Origin of the sequence: Veillonella parvula, assembly GCF_040097785.1 — a bacterium.
Classification (GTDB): domain Bacteria; phylum Bacillota; class Negativicutes; order Veillonellales; family Veillonellaceae; genus Veillonella; species Veillonella parvula_D.
This window is the reverse complement of the sequence record NZ_JBBNNS010000003.1, coordinates 230106-248294: the sequence shown is the minus strand read 5'-3', so window position 1 is coordinate 248294 and position 18189 is coordinate 230106. Positions and strand designations below refer to the sequence as shown.

At 38.9% G+C, this 18189-nt stretch carries 16 protein-coding genes and 1 pseudogene; 4 read left to right on the top strand and 13 right to left on the bottom strand.

Annotated elements, in window-relative coordinates; genetic code table 11:
• Positions 1–5: 5 nt before the first annotated feature.
• From metA to AAA071_RS07310, 6 genes are all read right to left on the bottom strand, one after another.
• A complete protein-coding gene (gene metA / locus AAA071_RS07335; protein ID WP_004697897.1) occupies positions 6–965 on the bottom strand; it encodes a homoserine O-acetyltransferase MetA in 960 nt (319 codons plus the stop codon).
• Between the two features lie 43 nt (positions 966–1008).
• The gene (locus AAA071_RS07330; protein WP_077708051.1) at positions 1009–2193 is read right to left on the bottom strand and encodes a MalY/PatB family protein; all 1185 of its coding nucleotides are present in this window, start codon (positions 2191–2193) and stop codon (positions 1009–1011) included.
• Between the two features lie 10 nt (positions 2194–2203).
• On the bottom strand, positions 2204–3337 hold the full coding sequence (locus AAA071_RS07325) for a trans-sulfuration enzyme family protein (protein WP_195394476.1): 1134 nt from the start codon (positions 3335–3337) through the stop codon (positions 2204–2206).
• Positions 3338–3489: 152 nt separating this feature from the next.
• Complete coding sequence (locus tag AAA071_RS07320) at positions 3490–3993, bottom strand: ECF transporter S component (RefSeq protein WP_349234101.1); 504 nt, start codon at positions 3991–3993, stop codon at positions 3490–3492.
• A 58-nt stretch (positions 3994–4051) separates the two neighbouring features.
• Positions 4052–4456, bottom strand: a complete 405-nt coding sequence (locus AAA071_RS07315) for a PACE efflux transporter (RefSeq protein WP_128114419.1) — start codon at positions 4454–4456, stop codon at positions 4052–4054.
• 537 nt (positions 4457–4993) lie between these two features.
• Positions 4994–6460, bottom strand: a complete 1467-nt coding sequence (locus tag AAA071_RS07310; protein ID WP_118091041.1) for a DASS family sodium-coupled anion symporter — start codon at positions 6458–6460, stop codon at positions 4994–4996.
• 208 nt (positions 6461–6668) lie between these two features.
• Here AAA071_RS07310 and AAA071_RS07305 point away from each other — a divergent pair.
• Positions 6669–6890 (top strand): annotated as a pseudogene (locus AAA071_RS07305) (hypothetical protein); the annotation flags it as partial.
• Between the two features lie 59 nt (positions 6891–6949).
• On the opposite strand, the gene AAA071_RS07300 reads toward AAA071_RS07305, so the two are convergent.
• The 6 genes from AAA071_RS07300 to AAA071_RS07275 form a co-directional block, all read right to left on the bottom strand.
• A complete protein-coding gene (locus AAA071_RS07300) occupies positions 6950–7159 on the bottom strand; it encodes a hypothetical protein (protein WP_012863840.1) in 210 nt (69 codons plus the stop codon).
• A gap of 312 nt (positions 7160–7471) precedes the next feature.
• Positions 7472–8296, bottom strand: coding sequence for a MetQ/NlpA family ABC transporter substrate-binding protein (locus AAA071_RS07295; protein ID WP_008602988.1), 825 nt, complete (start codon positions 8294–8296; stop codon positions 7472–7474).
• 54 nt (positions 8297–8350) lie between these two features.
• Positions 8351–8950: a methionine ABC transporter permease gene (locus AAA071_RS07290; RefSeq protein WP_423837869.1), complete on the bottom strand. Its 600-nt coding sequence runs from the start codon at positions 8948–8950 to the stop codon at positions 8351–8353.
• 71 nt (positions 8951–9021) lie between these two features.
• Positions 9022–10044: a methionine ABC transporter ATP-binding protein gene (locus AAA071_RS07285; RefSeq protein WP_118091044.1), complete on the bottom strand. Its 1023-nt coding sequence runs from the start codon at positions 10042–10044 to the stop codon at positions 9022–9024.
• A 253-nt stretch (positions 10045–10297) separates the two neighbouring features.
• Positions 10298–11164, bottom strand: a complete 867-nt coding sequence (locus AAA071_RS07280) for a DMT family transporter (RefSeq protein ID WP_039965380.1) — start codon at positions 11162–11164, stop codon at positions 10298–10300.
• A 319-nt stretch (positions 11165–11483) separates the two neighbouring features.
• A complete protein-coding gene (locus tag AAA071_RS07275) occupies positions 11484–12356 on the bottom strand; it encodes a helix-turn-helix domain-containing protein (RefSeq protein WP_004693953.1) in 873 nt (290 codons plus the stop codon).
• Positions 12357–12875: 519 nt separating this feature from the next.
• On the opposite strand from AAA071_RS07275, the gene pflB reads away from it, so the two are divergent.
• The 3 genes from pflB to pflA all read left to right on the top strand — a co-directional run bounded on the left by pflB (position 12876) and on the right by pflA (position 16094).
• The gene (gene pflB / locus AAA071_RS07270) at positions 12876–14993 is read left to right on the top strand and encodes a formate C-acetyltransferase (protein ID WP_278456681.1); all 2118 of its coding nucleotides are present in this window, start codon (positions 12876–12878) and stop codon (positions 14991–14993) included.
• Between the two features lie 75 nt (positions 14994–15068).
• Positions 15069–15305, top strand: a complete 237-nt coding sequence (grcA3, locus tag AAA071_RS07265) for an autonomous glycyl radical cofactor GrcA3 (protein WP_004693956.1) — start codon at positions 15069–15071, stop codon at positions 15303–15305.
• 12 nt (positions 15306–15317) lie between these two features.
• The gene (pflA, locus tag AAA071_RS07260; protein WP_174892183.1) at positions 15318–16094 is read left to right on the top strand and encodes a pyruvate formate-lyase-activating protein; all 777 of its coding nucleotides are present in this window, start codon (positions 15318–15320) and stop codon (positions 16092–16094) included.
• 119 nt (positions 16095–16213) lie between these two features.
• Here the strand turns inward: pflA and AAA071_RS07255 are convergent, their stop codons facing one another.
• Positions 16214–18109, bottom strand: coding sequence for a heavy metal translocating P-type ATPase (locus AAA071_RS07255; RefSeq protein WP_316581561.1), 1896 nt, complete (start codon positions 18107–18109; stop codon positions 16214–16216).
• Positions 18110–18189: the final 80 nt, after the last annotated feature.

Here is an 18189-nt window from a genome sequence, read left to right as displayed (position 1 = left end):
TACATTTAGATGTAAGCGCCTAAATTTTTATCCCGTTCAAATTTCATTTTTTGGATTTGTTCAATGATGTACGGTGTTTCTTGGTATACATAGTAGTTCAACCAGTTTGTAAATAATAGTGTACTTACAGAGCGCCAGCGCACGATGGGACGTTGTTTTGGATCATTATCCGGGAAGTAGTTTTCAGGAACTGCAATATCCATACCTTTTTTGATATCCCGCACGTACTCACGGTTAAGTGTGTCCCAATCGTATTCGGCATGACCAAATACAAAGATATGCTTATTATCTAAACTACGAACGATAGCAGCACCTGTTGGTTCAGACCCAGCCAAAAGTTCCAAGTCACGATTTTCCTTAATTTGTTGCAAAGAAACTGTAGTGTGACGAGAATGTGGCATCCAAAACTTTTCATCAAATCCACGCATGAGCACTGGTCGATCATTATAAATATCGTGTTCATAAACACCGAATAATTTCTCATCCATAATAGATTTGTTAATACCAAAGTGATGATATAAACCAGCTTGAGCCCCCCAACAGATATAGAAGGTCGAATATACATGTTCTTCGCCCCAGTTCATGATTTCTACGAGTTCAGACCAATAGTCTACCTCTTCAAAAGGCATTAACTCAACAGGAGCACCGGTAATAATCATACCGTCAAAGAACTGGTCTTTTACCTCATCAAAAGTACGATAGAAAGTTTCTAAATATTGTTCATCTGTATTTTTAGCCTTACGAGATGCGGTATGCAACAATGTTAAATTAACTTGCAATGGGCTATTACTGAGAGCACGCAAAATTTGCGTCTCCGTCACTTCTTTAGTAGGCATCAAATTGACTAGCAAAATTTGCAAAGGTCGGATCTGTTGATTTTCCGCCCGCTCAGTATCCATAACGAAAATATTCTCTTGAGCTAATTTCGTTATGGCCGGTAAATTTTTTATTACTTTAATAGGCATAATGTCACCTCTACATATTCTACAATTTGATAACCTAATCTAATTAAAAGCCCTTAGCCTCATAGGCACGGCGCCAAGATTCGAGCCCTTCTTCTAATATTTTACGAGGACAAGCAACATTAATGCGTTCAAAGTCCTCCCCATCGATGCCAAACATAGAACCCGTATCGAGCCATAACTTGGCATCATTAACGATCCATTCATCTCGCTCTTTAGGGCTCAGCGGCAATTGAGAACAATCTAGCCACATGAGATATGTCCCTTCAGGCCGATACACATGGATTTTTGGCATATATTTTGCTATATAGTCGATGGTAAATTGAATATTGTCTTGAATATATTCTTTCAATTCATCAAGCCAAGGAGCCCCTACTTTGTAGGCCCCTTCACAGCCCACAATCCCCATCGTGTTCAATTGGCTATAACCAGCACGATCGATTTCTTTGATAAAACGGCGGCGTAAGGAATCATTAGGAATGAAAATATTACTTACTTGTAAGCCTGCAATGTTGAAGGTCTTACTAGGTGCTGTACATACAATACAGTGTTCTGCATAGCTTTCACCAAGAGCGGCAAAGACCTTATGCGTATGCCCTTTCCATACAAAATCTGCATGGATTTCATCGCTCACAATGAGCACATTATGTTTAATACAAATATCGCCGAGGCGTTTCAACTCGTCCTCAGTCCACACGCGTCCTACCGGATTATGGGGGTTACACAAGAGGAATAATGTAACATTTTCCTCAACGATAGCTCGCTCAATGCCTTCAAAGTCGATAGTATATCTCTCTTCGCCTTTGATGAGCGGCACATTGATAAGATGCCGATTGTTGTCATCAATAACCATGCTAAATGGGTAGTACACTGGTTGGTTGATGAGCACACCTTCACCCTCCTTGGTGAAAGCTCGCACCGCCATCGCCAAAGCAAATACAATCCCAGGCGTTTTAACAAGCCATTTTTGTTCTGGAATCCAGTTAAAACGAGTGCTAAACCAATTTTGTAACACATCAAAGTATTCGTCGTCGGACTCGGTATATCCGAACACACCATGGTTTACGCGGTCTAATAAAATTTGCTTCAATTCAGGGGGAATTTCAAAATCCATATCCGCTACCCAGAATGGCAACACATCCGCAGGTTTGCCTCGTTTTACAGCAAAATCATATTTTAAAGATTTCGTGTGCGTTCTATCTAAAATTTGATCAAAGTTATATTGTCCCATAGGAACTCCTTTATTTATTAAAAGCTTGTTCCAAGTCTGCAATCAAGTCTTCTGTATCTTCAATCCCTACAGATAAACGCAACAAACGACGTGTAATACCTTTACGTTCTGCATCTTCCGGTTTTAAATCTGGATGTGTTTGCGTTACAGGGTATGTCAACAAGGATTCTGTACCACCAAGACTTTCAGCGAATTGAATAAGCTTAATACCTTCTAATACTTGTTTAGCCGTTTCTTCGCTGTCTACTTCAAAGGATAGCATGCCTCCAAAGCCTGTTGTTTGGGCTTTATTGATTTCATAACCAGGATGTTCTGGAAGGCCTGGGAACAAAACTTTAGTTACTTTTGGTTGTTTTTTTAGCCATTCAGCAAGAGCAATGGCATTCTTTTGATGTTGCTCCATGCGTAGAGCCAATGTTTTTACACCGCGAATAACGAGCCAGCTATCCATAGCAGATAAACATGCACCTACGGTTTTATATGTTAAACGCAATTTTGCAGCGATTTCTTCGTCTTTTACAATAGTAAAACCAGAAATTACATCGTGATGACCACCGATGAATTTTGTACCACTATGAACAACAATATCGGCACCCAAGGTCAATGGTTTTTGGAAGTATGGGCTCAAGAAGGTATTGTCGATGATTACTAGCGCATTGCGTTCGTGAGTCAATGCACAAAGTGCACGAATATCGGTTATCTCCATCATAGGATTTGTCGGTGTTTCAATATATACAGCCTTTGTATTCGGTTTAAAAGCCGCTTTCACCGCGTCAAGATCAGAAGTGCCTACATACGTAAACTCGATACCATTTTGCTCGTAAATATTCGTGAACATGCGGATAGAGCCACCGTACAAGTCATCACCCAAGATGATATGATCCCCAGAGGAGAATAGATGGAATACTGCGTCCACAGCTGCCATACCGGAGGAAAATGCCAATGCATCTGTGCCTTCTTCAAGGCCAGCTATCAATTGTTCCAATCGGTCACGCGTTGGATTAGACTCGCGCGAATATTGATAACCTGTTGTATCCCCCAACTTTGGATGGGAAAATGTACTAGACATATAGATTGCAGGGGAAATTGCACCAGTGCTATCTGGTTTGCCACTGCCGTGAACACATTTTGTATTAAATTTCATTCCTATCAACTCCTCATATTTGTATACAATATATTAATTATAAAAGTAGACAATGATTACGGTCAACAAAAATGGGCACTCATAGGTCTTGAGTGCCCTTAAAAGGTCATATATATTTTGAATGGGTTGTCATAACTCTAAGTTAAGTTGACCTAATTTTTAGTGCGTTTAGTAATAAGTAATGCCAAAATTATACCTAATGACGAAGTTACCAATTGCGGCCAACTAGATACGAAAAGCATGGTATTTACAATCTTTGGTGGAAATTGGAACAAGGAGAAGAACAAGGAATACCCTCCAAAGAGTACGCCGGCTTTTACCAAAGCAGCCACAATGATAAGCAATGCCTTTGGTTTATGTTCTAACCAGTGGGCTACGAATACATACGCTGTCGTTCCTAGGGCCGTAATCAAAATGAACGGCGGCAACGGCAACATGCCTTGTAAATGCGCTACTACCGGAGCAATCCAAGCGATAACGAGACCATTCTTCCATCCATAGCGCCATGTGGCAAGTACAAAGGTTGCGGACGTAATGGAACCAATGAGGAACATGCTCACTTGGTTTGGAATAAATGGAAACATAAGGCGCAAGCTTTGCGCCAATAAGGCAACGGCCAAGAAGAGACCTGTGCCCGTAATAGATTTTGTAGACATAAGAACCTCCTACTATACGATATAGATTTTACAAGAGGTACCTACCTCACATTTAAAATTAAGCCTCTACAAAATATAGACGTGCTCGATCATATACCCAATTATAAATATAAGTATAACCTAATATGACTAATGTCATCGTTATATCTGTAGCAAAGGCCATCCAAAAGCTCATATGCATCATGTACATAATAATAGGCACTGTGGCAAGCATAAACAAACCTTCAAACAACACTGCATGAATTGTGCGGATTACAGGCCCTCGCGCTAATCGGTCACCTGGTACTAGTTTATCAAATATCCAGTTAAACACAAAATTCCAAACCATCGCCAACAAGGAAAAAATAATCATCAAGACCAAAGGCTGCCCCTCATGCGGAACAAACTGCATCACCAAACAGCCAATCAAAACACAGCCCAGCTCATATAAAATCGACTGTACAACACGCTCTGTAGCAGACATAATAATAAACCACCTCCATCAGAAAACCCAAAAAAGATATTTACTATCACATCAATATTATATTTATTATTTTAGATTTGTCGAGTTCTGTCGAGTTTTGCCATTTTCGGATATAAAGGAAGCTACTCGTAGTGTTCTTTAAACTCGACTTGCTTTTCCCAAAGTGAGTATTGCCATTTCAGGATAAAAGAAGCCGCCATATGTCTGTCCAGCGACTTGCCCTCCCGAAGTGAGCTATGCCATTTTCGGATATAAAGGAAGCCCCTCGTAGCGTTCTGTAAGCTCGACTTGCTTTTCCCAAAGTGAGTATTGCCATTTCAGGATAAAAGAAGCCGCCATATGTCTGTCCAGCGACTTGCCCTCCCGAAGTGAGCTATGCCATTTTCGGATATAAAGGAAGCCCCTCGTAGCGTTCTGTAAGCTCGACTTGCTTTTCCCAAAGTGAGTATTGCCATTTCAGGATAAAAGAAGCCGCCATATGTCTGTCCAGCGACTTGCAGCGAATGGAGCGCAGAGAGACATATGGCGGCGGAAAGCCTATCCTAAAAGTGGCATTACGAACTGAATCCATGGAATACCCACCACAATAAATATCGCAAGGTAGATAATCCCAAAGATAGCACCTAATTTCCAGAATTCAGGGCCTTTATTATAACCACTAGCAAACCAAATTGGGCTATGACCAGTACCATATGGTGTAAGGATACCCATAATACCCATTGGTACTAAAAGAATCAACATAACTTGAGCTGGATCAACACTAGGAATCTGAAGAATTAGAGTAGCAAATAAGCCTACCATGGCAGTTACATAAGCGGTGCCAGAAGCAAAGAAGTAACGAAGCAAGCAGAATGCTAATAACAAACCAAGAACTGCCATTGTGGGATCTAAGGATACTAAAGAACCACCTGCAGATTTAGCAAGCCACTCCAAAAAGCCTACGTTTTTAAGACCCGCAGCCATAGGTACGAGTGTAGCGAACCAAGTCAAAACATTCCATGCTGGTTTGTTAGCAAGGAAGTCTTGCCATGTCATAATCTTGGTGAAAATCATCAAGATAATAACAATCAAAGCTGTTGTAGTTGGGTTCACTTTAAATGTAGAAGCACCAATCCACAACACAAGAGCCAATACAGAAATCAAGGCCATGAAGATTTCACTGCGTGTCATGGAACCTAATTTCTTATATTCATCCCTTGCCCATGCTGCAATTTCAGGGGACCCTTTTACCTCCGGTTTACAGAATACATAGGTCAATAATGGTGTGATGATAAATAGTATAATACCCACTGGCAAGAATGCTAGGAACCATGTGCCCCAGTTGGCAGCTACGATACCCGACTTTGCAGACAATTCAAGAGCCAATGGATTTGGCGCCGCACCAGTCAAGAAAATAGAGCTAGATACACAAGTTGTTGCCAATGCTACCCAGTTCAAATAGGAACCAATTTTACGAGGATTCTTATCGGGGTAAGAATCGAACATCGGACAAATACTAGATACAATTGGATAAATCGTACCACCAGAACGAGCCGCATTACTTGGAATAAATGGAGCCAACACAAGGTCAGTAATAGCAATAGCATACCCAAGGCCTAAAGAGGACTTTCCAAGCTTGGCTACGAGGAACAATGCAATACGTCGACCAAGACCAGAATTTTCATAACCGATACCGATCATAAATGCTGCGAATATCAACCACACGATAGCATTAGAGAAACCGCTAAGTCCCCAGCTGATAGCTTGGGCATCCGTAATAGCCTTTGCTACACCAGTTGCTTTGTCTATAATAGGTGCTGGACCAACCTTAAATAACATAGATACGGTAACAGCAATGATACCGATGAAAGCTGGTGGCATTGGTTCTAAAATCAACCCCACCACAAGGCCTGCAAAAATACTTACATAAATCCAAGAATTTGCGCTAAGACCTTCAGGAGCACCGATGAGCCATACAAGAATAGCTACTACAAGCGGTGCAAATAATTTCCAATTCAACTTCATTAAGAACACTCCTTACTAAAAATAAAACTGCAAAATTGCTAATACAGTATAGCAGAATTTTTTTAGTGAGAATATAATATTCGTCATAATACTTATTGATTAATACTAAACTTTTAGTAATAGTTTTTACTAGATATTTTTGGTTTTATACAATACAATATAAATATCGAAAATTATTAATTTAACTAAAATTACTGAAAGGATTTAAATGAAACCTTTTATACGCTATATAAAATCTTTATGGTTTCCAGTCATTATCGTATCAATTCTTTCGTTACTCACCGTGGCAGGCACATTATATATACCAACCTTAACGGCCACAATCATCAACGATGGCGTAGATATTCGCGACGTATCTCGTGAAAGCTTACACAACACGGTAGGCATGGTACTGCAAGATACTTGGATTTTTACCGGCACTATCACAGAACAAGGAACACACCACGAACTCATCAAACGCGGTGGTCACTATAAAGAACTATACGAAAACTATGTGGCAGGAATAAGTATATAAAATTCAGGATTGCCATTAACATCAATGTGAAGGGTTCCATATCCATCATTGATATCTTTCGTCATTTCATATATAGTAACCATAGAAGCAGAATTACTGGTCTGACTACCTGTACCTTTATGTACAGCAGCAGCAGTAATTCTGCTTTTTATTATAATATATAATTTCATATAAATTAAAATCATTAGGTGAAACCCTTATTTTATTCAAACCTTGTTCCGTAGTTAACCTAATAGCACCTAAATCAAACAAATCAAAATCATGTGACGACCCATGACACGCAGCTTGATAGTACTGATAATTATATTGTTTTTGAAGCTTGTCTAAATCTTTTTCGTTTAGTATACTATTGTTAATCATAAACTGATTAACACTCATTTGTCCGCTTGATTGGACGTTATTGACTGTTAATTGGTTTATTTTTTGTATTACCATACAATAGAATTATAGGAAAAAAGAACCACCGATAAGCTGCAACTTATCGGTGGTTCTCTTATTTATTCACCTTTTGGTACAAACCATAAACCGTTATTATTTTTTTCCATGTAATCCTTAAATTCTTGAGAATGATAAGCTGCTACAATGTCTTTTGCCCATTGAGCCTCTTTGTTTTTCTCGTTTACTACAAGTTGTAATAACCATTGTGGCAATACATCTTCATTTGCCAATGCAGATTTAGGGTCAATTTTTGCATTATAAATAATAGCTCCTGTAATAACAATATAATCAAAATCAGTACGTACAGAAGGAATTGTAAGGGACTTCATTTCTGTAAATTTAAGATGTTTAGGATTTTCAATAATATCTGCTTGTGTGACTGTCGCTAAGTCTTTATTAGGATCAAGTTTAATCCAACCGATTTTTTGCAACAACGCATAGGCACGAGCCATGTTAGACGCATCATTAGGAACTGCAATAGTATCGCCATCAGCTACTTGATCTAAAGATGTCTTAGAACCACTAAAGATACCAGCTGGCACTGTTGGAATTGGGGTCAATGCTACAAGATGACCATTTTGTTTTTCGTTGAAGTTTTTCATGTATGCTGTATGTTGTTCAACATTAAAATCAACTTCACCATCACTCAATACTTGGTCTGCTTGTACCAAGTCAGACATATCTACACCTTTGAAGGTATAGCCTTGTTTTTCTAAAATTGGTTTTACACCTTTTTCAAACAATTCAGAATAAGGGCCTTGAGATTTACTATAGGTTAATTCTTTTTTAGCACCATTATCGCTATTATTAGAGCCGCAACCTGCGATAAAAGCTACGCTAAATACTAATGCCATACCAAGGGCAAGGAATTTTTTAAATTTCATAGTACATTCTCCTATACTTTCACAATCCATATAACTAAAATCTATTTCATCAAATTAGGAACGACGCGCACGACGTGCAAAGTAGTTACCTATTGTTTGAATAATTTGAACAAAAATAATTAAAATAACAACGGTAAATAGCATCAATGGGAAGTTCAACCGTTCATAACCATAGGTAAGAGCCAAGTCACCTACACCACCTGCACCAATGGCACCAGCCATAGCAGTAGCACCGATAAGACCTATAGTACCTGTTGTAATGGATAAGATAAGCGATCCCTTTGCCTCTGGTAAAAGGAAATGCCAAATCACCTCAAAATGAGAGGCCCCCATAGACTGTGCAGCCTCAATAATGCCTTTATTGACCTCTAAAATAGAGTTTTCAAAGAGTCGAGCAAGATAAGGCGCAATGAATATAACAAGCGGTACAATAGCCGCCGTTGTGCCCACACGAGTACCAACAATCATCTTAGTCAACGGTAAGATAAACACCATCAAGATGATAAATGGTACGGAACGCACGATATTAACAATTGTATTTGTAATGGTATAAACAACACTATTTTTAACAATCCCATTAGGATTTGTTACCACCAGTGTAACTGCAATAATTAACCCTAGTATTGTACCAATGAATAAAGACAGGAACACCATATATAATGTTTGTTCTGCAGCTAGTAATAACTGCGAACCGGGAACGCCAAGTTCTTGCATAAAGAAATCCATTATAGTGCCACCTCCTGCCATTCAATGCCTTGTGTCACAAGATACTCTTTTACCTTGCCCACTTCAAGATCATCACCAATGAACTGAACGATGAAAATTCCAAGTACCGTATGCTCTAACTCTGTTACCGTAGCAAACAACACACTCGTTTCTAAATCAAAAGTTTTATTAATATGATATAGCACATTATCAGTTGTATTATTTCCTAAGAAGTGCATTTTAAGTATTGTGTAAGGCCTTTTATCACAAGCCAAGGTATGTTTAACTGTAGATGGGATTTCATCAGGAATAACAGTCCTAACAAATCGTTTTGTTGTTTCATGCTTAGGTTTACTAAACACCTCAAGTACAGAACCTCTCTCGATAAGCTTCCCATGTTCCATAACTACAACGCGATTACATATCTTTTGGATTACATCTATCTCATGAGTTACGATAACGACTGTTACCCCTAGTTCACGATTAACGCGTTCTAATAATTGAAGAATAGACTCTGTTGTATCTGGATCAAGAGCACTTGTTGCTTCATCGCAAAGCAGAATTGATGGATCTGTAGCCAACGCACGAGCAATACCAACGCGCTGCTTTTGACCACCAGATAATTCTCCTGGATAGGCATTTGCTTTATCACCTAAATCAACAAAGTCTAACAAGGTTTTAACCTTATTATCAATCTCTGATTTAGGAACTTTATTTAGAATTAATGGAATCGCCACATTATCATACACAGATTTAGCATTCAATAAATTGAACTGTTGAAACACCATGCCGATGCGCTTACGAACCTTTCTGAGCTCGTTAAAACTTAAACCATTGATATTCACACCATCTATTTCAACATGACCAGAGGTAGGTACCTCTAAAGCATTAATCATGCGTAACAGTGTAGATTTACCGGCTCCACTAAAGCCAATAATGCCAAATATGTCGCCTTTTTCTATGGTAAAGTTTACATCAGATAATGCAGTAACCTTTTGCTTATTAACATCAAACTCTTTCGTTACATTTCGTATAGCAATCACTGTACCACCTCTTTTCCTACAATTCAGTAGGAATTAATTTTAAATTTAAAACATATCTATAAGGTATGATTTAATTATGTACTTAGATTACTACAATTTATAAGGACTGTCAAACCAAAAAAGAACCTCACCAGTTAAAAGGTTGAGGTTCTTTTATTATATAGCTCTTATCTTATAAGGGTTCACATCCCTATTTATCTAATTTTATTTTTTTACATCAAGCTGAACCAATTCAAACACTAACAAAAATAAATTATCTATATCGATTAAAGAGATATAGGGATCCTAAAATGACAGGCGCCCCTATATAGAGACCCATATTAGGTATTTCCCCCAATAAGAAGGCTGCTACAATAGCTGCCACTATAGGCGAGATATACATAAAATTAGTTACATCAGAAACCTTTTCAGCATGTTCCAAGGCATAGCTCCAGAATACAAAGCCTAACGCACTAGATAGGAATGCTAAATAGGCCATAGCAAATTTTGCACTAATCGGTGCCACCACAATCAATTCAATAGCATGTTCCGCAAAGGGCAATGCCATAATAGCCCCCGTAAACATAGACCACATGGCGATAGTGATAGGCTTATGTCCCTTTAAACTAAGTCCACGATTTAGAATATTATACACTGCAAAGAGTATCATCCCTAACAAAGTCCACAAGGCTCCTACAGGAATAGTAAGGGCGGAATTCCATAGAATAATTATGGCTACACCTATAAATGCAGTTATGGTAAATAGCCATCCTATAGGTCGTATTGTATCCTTATAAATAATCGTGGCCATCAGTGCTGTCGTCATCGGAGTCAAGGCCATAATAATACTGGATGTGGCCGCTGGAATTGTGCGCAAGCCTTCATTAAATACAACTTGGTAAAGAAAATTCCCTGTAGCACCTAACAGAATATATAGTCCCCACTCACGCCATGTTGTCGGTATATGTAGCCCTTTTACAACACCGATTACCAGCATAAGTAAAGCGCCACCCATGACCCTTGCCACAGACAATGTCAATGAATCTACTGACTGTAATGCTATTTTACTGAAAGGAAATGCAGTAGCCCACACCGCAATAGTAGCAGAAGCACCTAAAAGTGCTTTCTTTCGATTTGTCATTAACATCCACCTTTCAATAGCATTCGCCTATACAATCTTATAATCCACTTTGATTAACGTATATTCTATCCAAATTATTTCTATCTTGATTCATTCTACCAAGATCATGTTATCTACATGTTTTATAGCTTAATAACACTATCTCAATAGTACCATAATATACCCCTAACACTACAATAAATTAAATCATATTTTTTATTCCTATGAAGGGGATGCTTTGTTCCTTATGGGACCTACAAAATGTGTAACAAAGTCGTTAGAAAAAGTAATAACGCTTTATGAAAACTATGTAGCAGATATGTCTATGTAGTTAATACAACTATTCACTTAACTTGACTATTGTAAGTTCACTATTGATTCCATTAATTTCAATTTGATTTTCTGATTCAGACACAGAAAAATCGTCTACAAGATGTCCACGATCTTCAAAGAGCAATTTAGTACGAATACCTTTTTTCACCGCTTTGAAAGCATACTCGTGAGGGACATGCAGCCGAGATTTCGCCGATATCTGATTCACATCAATTCGCCCCGTATAATCCGCTACATATATCTCCATTGGAGAGTTGTTATCCAGCTCTATATGACTGTTACCGCCGGCAATATAAATTTCTTTAACCGCTCCGTCTAGCTCAAACTTTTCACTAATAATATCAAATAGCTCTAGTTTTTCACAATGGGTCGCTAGCTCCGTATCTCCCATATATTTTTCAGGCAAATTTATAAAAATCCACAAATGTTCTTTTACAAGCTCTTCAGATAAGGATTTGGAACAATTTACATCCACATCGATACGCCTTTTGATATCATCGATTTTTACTTTCACCAGTTCCGTCAAATTTTCAATAGTATCACTGACCAATTGAACCTTTATCTTCTCACCCTCTCCAGCTCTCATTTTTACGCAATTAACAGAACCCAGTTTAATATCGAAATGTTTTATCTCATCGATATCATATTCTACGATGCTTTCATAAGGATATCGAGGTTTAACCGCTTCTTCTGAAAGCAATTCATCCACAGAGACATTGAATACACCTGAAAGGGCCTTTAAATTTGAAATATCCGGCATTCCATTGCCCGATTCCCACTTTGTTATGGCCTGTCTCGACACATTAAGTGTTTCTGCTAATTTCCCCTGAGATAATCCAGATTGTGTTCTATACTCCCGTAATTTTTCATTAAAATCCATAATGTGACCTCCTATTTTAAGCAATATCAGTTACTCTTCAACAAGAGCTGCTCAGAGTATAGTATATAGTGTCAGTGAAGAAAAGAAACGCTTGTTTTCCTGGCTGGCAACGTTCCGTAGCATTACAATATACATGCATTTATAAAGACTTGCAGGCTGATTCTGTACAAGATATAAACGGCCTCCGAACAGTACACAAATATAAACTATCCAATCATACTATTGAATAATCCGCCTTCATCCTCTTTAATAAAATTTTTATTTCCTTTATTAATATTGATATGCAATTTCATATTATTATATATACATTAAATGAAATTGCAAAAAGCAAAATCCCATATAAGCCTATATATACTGGTGTATTTAAACAATTTAGCTTATGGAAATTTATGAGATACTTCACAAAATCGCATAGTATTTATTGAAAATCTATATCATCTATTCATTGTGGAATTGTTACAAACATTGTACACTATAGGCATAGAAATCTATAGTTATATCCTTTTATGGAGGTGCAAAATGCAACATACTGCATGGAAAGATTTTAACACAGGTGTGTGGGATAAAGCCGTTGATGTACGCGACTTTATTCAAAGAAACTATATTCCCTATGAAGGGGACGATTCCTTCCTTGCTGGTCCTACAGAACGAACAACAAAATTGTGGGAACAAGTAATGAAGCTTTATGAAGAAGAACGTGAAAAAGGCGGCATGCTCGATGCTGATACTTCTGTGGCCACACACATTACTGCCCATGCGCCAGGATATATCGACAAAGAACGTGAAACAATCGTTGGTTTGCAAACTGACAAACCTTTAAAACGCGCTATGTTCCCATATGGTGGCTTGCGCACAGCAAAATCCGCTATTGAAGAATACGGCTTCAAAATGGATCCGCAAACAGAGGACTTCTTCAAGAAACATCGCAAAACGCACAATGATGGCGTATTTGATGTATATACTCCAGAAATGCGAGCTGCACGTACCGCTCACATTGTAACTGGTTTGCCAGATGCGTACAGCCGCGGTCGTATTATCGGTGACTATCGCCGTATCGCTCTTTACGGTGTTGATTATCTCATTGAAGATAAAAAAGAACAATTTAGCATTACAATGGGTGACATGCTAGAAGATGTTATTCGCGACCGTGAGGAAATACAAGATCAAATCCGTTCTTTGAAAGAATTGAAAGAGATGGCAGCGTCCTATGGCTATGATATTTCCAAACCAGCTAAGGATGTTCGCGAAGCTATGCAATGGATTTACTTCGGCTATCTTGGTGCTATTAAAGAGCAAAACGGTGCTGCTATGTCCATTGGTCGTAACTCCACATTCCTCGATATCTATGCGGAACGAGACCTTCGCAACGGCACATACACAGAGGAACAAATCCAAGAATTCGTAGACCATTTCATCATGAAATTGCGCATGGTTCGCTTCGCACGTATCCACGAATACAACAATTTGTTCACAGGTGACCCTGTTTGGACCACTGAATCCATCGGTGGTATGGGTACTGACGGCCGTACATTGGTTTCTAAGATGTCCTTCCGTTACCTACATACATTGACTAACCTTGGCCCTGCTCCAGAGCCAAACCTCACTGTATTATGGTCCCCTCGCATGCCTATCGGTTTCCGCCGTTTCTGTGCGAAATTATCCATTGAAACATCTTCCATTCAATACGAAAATGACGAATTGATGCGTCCTAACTCTGGTGATGACTACGCCATCGCATGTTGCGTATCCCCAATGCGTATCGGTAAAGAAATGCAATTCTTTGGTGCTCGTTCCAACTTGGCTAAATGCTTGCTTTACGCTATCAACGGTGGCGTTGACGAAAAGTTGAAGAAACAAATTGGTCCTAAATACCGCCCTATCACTTCCGAGTACTTAGAATTTGACGAAGTATGGGAAAAATTCGACGACATGATGGAATGGTTGGCAGGCGTATATGTAAATGCATTGAACATCATTCACTACATGCACGATAAATATGCTTATGAAAAACTAGAAATGGCATTGCATGACCGCAAAGTAACTCGTTGGTTTGCAACTGGTATCGCTGGTTTATCCGTAGTAGCAGACTCCTTATCCGCTATTAAATATGCTAAGGTAAAACCTATTCGTGACGAAAATGGCATCGCTGTTGATTTCGAAATCGAAGGTGACTTCCCTAAATATGGTAACGATGATGACCGTGTAGATAGCTTGGCAGCAAAGGTTGTTTCCACATTTATGAACAAGATTCGTAAACATCCTACATATCGTCAATCCGTTCCAACTATGAGCTTGTTAACAATTACTTCCAACGTAGTATATGGTACTGCTACAGGTTCTACTCCAGACGGCCGTAAAGCTGGCGAAGCTTTCGCTCCTGGCGCGAACCCAATGCACGGTCGTGATTCTCACGGTGCTGTATCCTCGTTGGCATCCGTAGCTAAAATGCCATGGCGTGATTGCTCCGATGGTATTTCTAATACCTTCTCTATCATTCCGGACGCATTAGGTAAATCTGGTGAAACATTTGTTTCCGTCAGCGATTTTGATATTGAGTTAGATCCATCTCAATTACCTAACAGCAATACAAATTTCGCATGTAGCGAACCAAATGTTACTATAGAGGAAGATAAATAAAATCTTCCACAGTATCGAACTGCTTTCACCGGCACCGATACGAGTGTTAGTCTTGGTTGAAAGGAGGTTATACCCATGAGCAACCAACAAGTTGATAACTTGGTAGAGTTATTGGATGGTTATTCCCAAAAAGGCGGCCATCATTTGAACGTTAACGTGTTTACTCGTGAAACATTGTTAGACGCTCAAAAACATCCTGAGTTGTACCCTCAATTGACGATTCGTGTATCCGGCTATGCGGTGCACTTCAACAAATTGACAAAACAACAACAGGACGAAGTTATTTCCCGTACATTCCATCAACGTATCTAATCGAGGTTTCCTATGACTGGACGTATTCATTCGGTTGAAACGATGGGTACGGTTGATGGTCCAGGCATGCGCATGGTGGTATTTCTTCAAGGATGCCCCATGCGCTGTGCTTATTGCCATAATCCTGATACATGGGATGAAACTAGCGATAATGCTAAATTCATGACCGTAAAGGAATTATGGGACCAGTACGAACGTAACCACCAATTTTATACTAATGGTGGTATCACCGTCACAGGTGGGGAAGCTCTTATGCAAATCGACTTTGTTATTGAGCTTTTCACATATTTCCGTGAAAGAAACGTCCATACCTGTTTAGATACAAGTGGAATTTGTTTTGACCCCCACCAAGAGGTGGCATACCGTAAATTACTCAGTGTAACTAGTCTCGTCATCCTAGACATTAAGGAAATCGATCCAGCCAAGCATTTATGGTTAACGGGTAAACCGTTAGAGCCCATTCTCGGGTTTGCTCGATTGACGGCAGACGTGGAAGTTCCGATTTGGGTTCGTCACGTAGTAGTCCCTACGATTACAGATAATGCCGATCGTCACTATCGTCTAGGCTTTTTTCTAGGATCTCTGAAAAATTTACAAGCCGTTGATTGCTTACCTTATCACGTTATGGGTATTGCTAAATATAAGGAGTTAGGTATTCCCTATCGCCTAGAGGGCATCCCGGCTGCAACGAAAGATATTGCAGCTAAAGCGACAAGAACCGTGGTGGAAGGCATCAAGGCCTATAGACGCCATTGGTGGAGTCCCATCAAAACACAACATCAATCATAATCAAGTTTGAGGATAACTACCTCCCTTGATATATATAAATATATATACCAAGACTTGATCTATGATAGCCCTAATCAATAGAGCCGCCCCCATACAACCGGGGACGGCTCTTATTGCATTTAAATAAACTTTCTATCATACAAACGGGCAGCGATGAGGACCACTAAACAAGATCCCACATTATGCACTAATGCACCTGTAGTAGGCGTCAAAACCTCAAGCAATGAGAGAATAATAGCGATACAATTAATGACCATTGATAAAGCAATACTAAATTTTATAGTTTTAATCGTAGCATCTGATAATCGTTTAATATAAGGAATTTTACTAAGGTCATCACTCATCAAAGCAATGTCTGCTGTTTCTATGGCAATATCACTACCAATAGTCCCCATTGCAATACTCACATCAGCAGTCTTCATAGCCGGAGCATCGTTAATTCCGTCGCCAACCATACAAACCTTGTGATGTTTCCCTTGCAATGCTTCAATAATACTTACTTTTTCTCCTGGTAAAAGCGCCGCATGTATTTCGGAAACACCAAATTTCTTTCCAATATATGTAGCGGCTGCTTTACTATCACCAGTAAGTAATACTGTTGTCATATCTAAGCTTGAGATATCAGATATCATATTTATCGCATCATTTCGCATTGTATCAGATAATGTAATGATACCTATAATATGCTCTCTATCTGCAATAATAACAGATACCTTTCCTTCACTTCGATATACATTAATGACTTTTTGAATAGACTCACTGACAATAATATTATACTCTTCAAGGAATCGTTCATTTCCACAATATAATTCTCGACCTTTTATTACGGCTATAATCCCTTTACCTACAGACATCGTAAACGAAGTCGTATCAAGTATTTCTAAATCTTGCTCTATCGCATGAGAAACGATAGCTTTACCAATAGGATGTTCGCTCTTAGCCTCTGCAGATGCAGCTAATTGAAGAATATCAATCTCACTATAATCTGTATCAACGGCTAAAATAGATTGAACCGCTAACTGGCCACGTGTTAAAGTACCGGTTTTATCAAATGCCATGGTGTCTACTTTTCCCATAGTTTCAAGAATTTCACCAGATTTAATAATAACGCCATGTTTAGTAGCTTGACCAATAGCGGCCATAACCGCAGTAGGTGTAGCAAGCACCAATGCACAAGGACAAAACACTACCAACACAGTAACACCGACGATGATATTTCCAGTTACTAGATAGCCTATGCAAGCAATCAACAATGCAATAGGAACCAATCGACTAGCAACAGTATCAGCTATACGCTGAATAGGAGCCTGTTTCTGTTCTGCATTTCTAATAAGCTGAATCATTTTTTGAATAGAACTATCTTCGCCCACTTTGGTAGCTATAATATCTATGGCACCAAAACAGTTAATCGTTCCGCCAAATACATCATCATCAATTGTTTTATCAACAGGTATAGACTCTCCTGTCATAATGGATTGATCTACCGTTGTTTCACCATTAATGATCCGTCCATCTACAGGGATTGTTTCGCCCGGAAGGATTCGTAAATAATCACCGCTTTGTATAGACTCTACAGGAACCATTATTTCCTTGTTAGCCTGTATTTTACGGCCCTTAACAGGTGCTAATGAAATTAACTTCTTTAACCCTTTTTTTGCTCGCTCTGTAGTTGCTTCTTCAAGGAGGGCCCCTAAAGCCATAATAAACGCTACCTCACCAGCCGCAAATATATCGCCAATGGCAATGGCTGCAAACATAGCCATGGAAATCAATAGAGCTGATGATATTTTACTAATCCCCTTATTATATACAATCCTTCGAATGGATAAATACACAAGAGGAAAACCACATATAATAACGGTAACCCAGGAAGGCTCAACAGGAAATATATTTTGAAAAGACCTTTGTCCACCAAACTCCTCTATCAAATGCGGAATTCCATCAAGCAGTAAAAATAGCCCCGCTAAAATTGTCATATATAAACCAGATAATATATCATGTATTCGATGTACCATACAACAATCCCCTTATCAGACTTTCACTACCAATATGAATTGAATTATGACTACACTTACAGTACAATAATTACGATAGC